This is a genomic window from Methanomicrobium sp., from assembly GCF_055145805.1.
Genome location: NZ_JBSREC010000018.1, coordinates 1 through 5,295, shown reverse-complemented (window position 1 = coordinate 5,295; position 5,295 = coordinate 1). Strand labels below are relative to the sequence as shown.

At 43.3% G+C, this 5,295-nt stretch carries 3 protein-coding genes; all 3 read right to left on the bottom strand.

Going from position 1 to position 5,295, the window contains the following annotated elements; all coding sequences use genetic code 11:
* Positions 1 to 777: hypothetical protein (locus tag ACTB1O_RS01190; RefSeq protein WP_462993315.1), on the bottom strand; the 777-nt coding region annotated here is incomplete at its 3' end.
* A 336-nt stretch (positions 778 to 1,113) separates the two neighbouring features.
* Entirely contained in the window at positions 1,114 to 2,163 is a 1,050-nt protein-coding gene (locus ACTB1O_RS01185; protein WP_462993314.1) for a hypothetical protein, read from the bottom strand.
* Between the two features lie 259 nt (positions 2,164 to 2,422).
* Positions 2,423 to 4,840 carry a PGF-pre-PGF domain-containing protein gene (locus ACTB1O_RS01180; RefSeq protein ID WP_462993313.1) on the bottom strand — a complete coding sequence of 806 codons (2,418 nt, stop codon included), beginning with the start codon at positions 4,838 to 4,840 and terminating at the stop codon, positions 2,423 to 2,425.
* Positions 4,841 to 5,295: the final 455 nt, after the last annotated feature.

Here is a 5,295-nt window from a genome sequence, read left to right as displayed (position 1 = left end):
CTTTTCACCTGCAAAAATTTTCGTATATCCATCCTTTATGGACTTTTCCTCTTCCTTTATATCAGCACCGAACCACTCGCCGTCATCAAAGCATACTTTCGGATTTGTGCAGAATGGCATGAAGTATACCGAATTTCTGCTTTGTGATGCACAGGCAAGAATAAATGATTTTACGGCCGGCAGAGGTTCATAAAGGCCGAAAAAGAAAATAACCGGATTATCGTTTGAAAAACCTTTTTCTTTTAGAAAAAGGGAGGCCTCTTTCCATATACCTTCAGGGGGGATCAGTTTTTTTGATTTCAAAAATCTTCTGTAATCATCTGTTATTGAAACAAGTGCTCTGTTTTTTGCCTGACTGCCTGATGAGAATACATGTCTGTAATCTGTCTCCTGCTCGAATATTACTTTTATGAGTGCATAGATATCATTTAAAAGCCGCGATGAAAACTCCTTTGAAGGAGAAATCGCCCCGATATAGTCACTGTTATTTTTTATAATCTTTAGAAGAAGCATTTTGGCCTCCTCATCTGATATAAGCCTGAAATCTTTGTTCTTACCTGCAATACTTTCTGCAAATTTTTCCGGGGTGGTAACAGCGTTTTCAACAACAGATAGGCCGTCTTTTAAGAGAGTCTCTCTGACAGTATTTGCCAGCCTCTCTGTTGGCAGAAGAAGGTATGTACTCAGTGGTGAATCCCTGTATTCTGTTTTGAAAAGCTCAATTGCTCTTTTAAGGCCGCATCCGGGAGGAGTAAGAATTAATTTTTTTTCAGGCATGCTGTTATGTAGTTTTAGTGCAGGGATACTTATAAAACCGTACTTGTTTCTTTTTTTTAGGTATCAGAATAATTCAGGATAAGCGGATTTTTTGATTTTATTAGCTGATAAAATAAAGTTCCTCCACTCTTAAAAAAAGTCGTCAAAATGGTTATTTTTCCATAAACCTATTGCAATTATTTTATAAAATTTAAAAAGTGGATGTGTCCGGATTATTTGGATAACAATTCCTGCCGGAGATCACGATTTTTTTTATTTTCTGTAACAGAAAAATTGGAAACCGGAAAAAAAACAGGGGGCATCAGCCCCCCGGCCCGGATTCATTTGAGATCAGGTCTATCCCAGTATGCCGGCTATAAAATTTATAAATGCTTCAAAGGCTCCGGGTGAATTATTTTCTGGGTTGTTTTCTGGCTGTTCTCCTTCAGGCTGATCTTTTTCAGACTGTTTTTCTTCTATCTGGAAGGTGCACTTTTTTGCATATGAGTCATCAATATAAGCTGAATTTATCGATTCGACAAGCGCATCTGCTGCATCAGAACCTCTTAGTGCTGAATTGCCCCGGATGATAAATAACGGATCAGAATTCCCTCCGGCAGACTCACTTTCCATTACATAAACTGTATCTTTATCAGAACCCTGTTTTGCAATGATATCGAGGTTGTTATTATACATAGGGTGTTGAACAATGACGGAATATTCCCCTGCATCCATCTTCGCGGTTTCGTCTCCTTTGATTACATACTTAAATGAGGCGTCATCTTCAGGTGCTACTGTCACCATTGATCCTGATTCAGCACCGTTCCAGTAATCAAAGCCAAAGACCCATATGCCGACCGAAGTCGGATTTCCTTCAGCAGTGCCGGTAATTACCACTTCTTCGCCTGCTGTAATATTTGGTTTAGAGACTTTTGCTGTAATAAAAGGCTTTTTTATAACAATTGATACTGTGTCATATATTCCGGCTGAGAGATTCGTCTTGTTCCTGGGTTCTGTGACGGCATATATGGTGTAAGTACCCGGATCAAAATCGAGGCCATTGGTATCCAGCGCGTACTTCCATGTGCCGCCTTCTGCAACCGTAGCCATATTAAAAGTGTCCTCGTCTCCGGTTATTGCCACTTTATTAAATTCATTAAATTTCTGGCCGTTAGGGTTAAGGTTTGGTCCGGTGATAAACAGGTAAGTAGAATCAGATTCAGTGTTCTTCCCGGAGAACATGATCTCTTCACCAATATAGTATGAACCGTCTCCCGATGACATAATTGTCATCATTTCATTCTCAACTTCATCCGACTGCACGGCGTTCGCTTCCGCTCCTGCCGGACAAATAACAAATATAATCGCTGCTATTGCGATTAATACAAACAGAAGATTAGTGTTCATTTAAAATCCCTTGATTTTTTATGAATTTTCAGTATGTTAAGAGTTCTGTGAGAAAAATCGATTTAAACCTAAAACCAAAACAAACCCCCCGCCTTTTTTTTCATCAGGCACTCTTCAGTTTTATAATCAAAACTAATCTCTCCTTATCCGGTGCCGGGGAACCGCGGAGAAAGATACATAAACTACACAAAAATCTAAAAAAAATTAAAACGAGGCAAAACAGTCCTTGTTCAGAATTCACAATGAAAAAAAAGAATTTTTATTTCAATTCCCTGTTCCACCAGTCGGGATACTTTTCCCGTCTTTGCCTGACTACAACCACAGCTATAATAAATATAATCAAAGCAATTACCAGAAGAGGCAGAATCAAAGAACTCAGTGATGATGATTCCTGTGAAGAATCTTCCGGGGATTTTGCCGCATCTGCGGGTTTAGAAGGAGAGCTTACCGGCGTGCTGACAGGTGTCTGAATTTGTGTTGCTACAGCAGTCTGTGTCCCTTCGGGAATTATTGTTGCACCGTCAGACTCTGCGATTGCAAACCACGAAAAGGACGGTGTTTCTGCACTATAATAATAGTATGTCCCGTCTTCGCCGGTGAAGGTGGTTTCAAGCTCTTCCCAAACGCCGGTCTCCTCGTTGTAGTGGAGCATCACGATATCGCCGAGAGTGTACCCGTTCGATTCAAACCAGCTTTTTTTGACCTTGAAATAGAAAGTCCCCCCTGAAAGATCGGAATTTTCGGCATAGTAAATTGTCATGTCCTCATACTCGTAAACGTCCGTATCTGGAGCATCGACAGACGATGGAACCGAGCCTGTCTTTTGGACAGTTATCATTATTTCCTGAATGTCATTCCCGGCGTTTATCACGACTATGTAAACTGCCCCCTTATCCATTGTAAAGGATGCACTGCCTTCCGCTTTAAGACTGGTTGTATAGCCCGTTCCGGTATCTCTGTTTGATCCGCCTCCGCCGGATGAGGTCGCCGGGGAGCTCACGGTGATGTAGTCCGTGCGTGAGAAAGTATTACTGCCCCATCCGTTGCTGACCGTCAGGCTGACTGTGTACGTTCCGGTCGAATTATATTTATGAACCGGATTTGAGGATGTGGTTGTATTGAACCATTCACCATCTCCAAATGACCAGTTCCATGCCGTAGGTGTCCCGGTCGAAGAATCAGTGAATAGTACATTGAGCGGTACTGTACCTGTTAGTGGTGACGCCGAAAACGAAGCTGCGGGGGAGACTGTTATAGGAACATAAACGGTCTGATCGTCCACCTTTGCACTGACTATCACCATCCCTGAGTCAGACGGCGTAAAAACGGTCTCGTTTGCACCTGATGTTATGGTTCCCCCCAAAACCAATAAATTCCCAAAACCGCCTGTAACCGCAAACGCAACAGGTATCCCGTCCGGAACAAACCTGCCGCCCGCTGAAGTATCAAAACTTCCGCCGCCTACAGTCATGTTGGATGTCATGTTCGCACGGATTACAGAGTTCTCACCCGTATTTATGGCAGCAGGGTTGGCTGTCGCACCGAGGACAAGCCAGGAGCCGGTATCAACCGTTCCGCTCGTAAACGCTGACGGGTCTCCGTTCGTACCCCACCAGTTGTCTGCCGCATCAAAAGTTCCGGTGCCGCCGTTGAAAACTGCCGTCCCTGCATTGCAGTTGATAATCCTTGAGAAATGCATTTCAGCTGAATCGCAGAGGGAATATATCGCACCTCCCTGACCTCCCGAACCTACTGAGCAGTTGATGAATGAAGAGGACAGAAAATTGCTGTTGCCACACGGGGGGTAAATACCACCGCAAAAGATTGATCCACCACTAGAAACTGCCGAGCAGTCGGTGAATGCAGAAGATTCAACTGAAACATCCCATGCACAGATTGCACCGCCCTCATCTGCCGAGCAGTTGATGAACGAAGAGAGAGCAGAGGAAATCATGTTGTCGGTACATATTGCACCACCGCCATTACTTGTAGAGCAGTTGGTAAATGAAGAGGAGGTGGCATATGCGTTACCGGAGGTAGAAAATATTGCACCGCCGCCACAAATTGCCGAACAGTCGGTGAATGAAGAGGAGGTGGCAGATATGTTGCCGGTTCCAGAAGAAATTGCACCCCCGCCAACCCAATATGATAAACCTGCCGAACAGTCAGTGAACGAAGACGAGGTGGTTAAGATGTTACCGTAAGAGGCATAGATTGCACCACCGCCGCCATTACTAGCAGAGCAGTTAATGAAACGGCACGATGTGACAGTAACAGCGGAACTGGAATTGACCCCGGCGCCGTTGCCGGAGATTATGTTCCCGTTCCTGAGAGTAAGGCCCTCAAGAGTAAGCAAATGACTACCTGCGTTAAAGATCCTTCCCATACCCTGAGCATCGATTATTGGGTTTTCCGCACCGTAGCCTGCGGTGTTAGCTTTTACAGTAGCACTTCCGTTAAGATTTAAATCATGCTCAAAATATATCCCATGCTGCAGGATGATTGTTCCGCCACTGGCGACATTAAGAAGCGCTTGTGCGATCGTTGGTGTATTACTTGTGTTGTCAATCGTAATGGTCGGATAGAGAGTCCCGGCCGATACAGGTGCAATAAATACTGCCATCGCAAATATAATTGCGCATATTAAAATTGCCTGTTTAAATGAATTCCTGCCCATATCCTGCCGTTTCCATGCATAATTTTAGTAGAGGTCGCATTTTATTTTCATGGAGACTGCTTCCGGGATTTTCAAAGAGGCATACTCCCTGTCGTATTAATAAAAAATTATTTTTGACCATTCAGTAAAACATCTAATTTTACTTTCCGATAAATTTTCTGGATTTTTTTTATAATATTTTAGATGAGTAAGATGTTTGGACCGGCAACGACAATTTCTGACGGAGATCACTAATTTTTATTCAGGGAGCGTAAAAACAGAAACCTGCTGGCAAAGAAAAAACCTCCTGATATTTGTTTTTATTCCCAGGTGTGTGAATACCCGGATCTTTTTGCATCCGTGCCGGAAACCCTGACACCTTTATTTTCAACGACCTCACCAATCTTAAACCCGGGAAGTTCAAACTCCTTAAATAGCCTCTCAGGGCATGTGTATAAAAGCAGATCGGAAGAGCA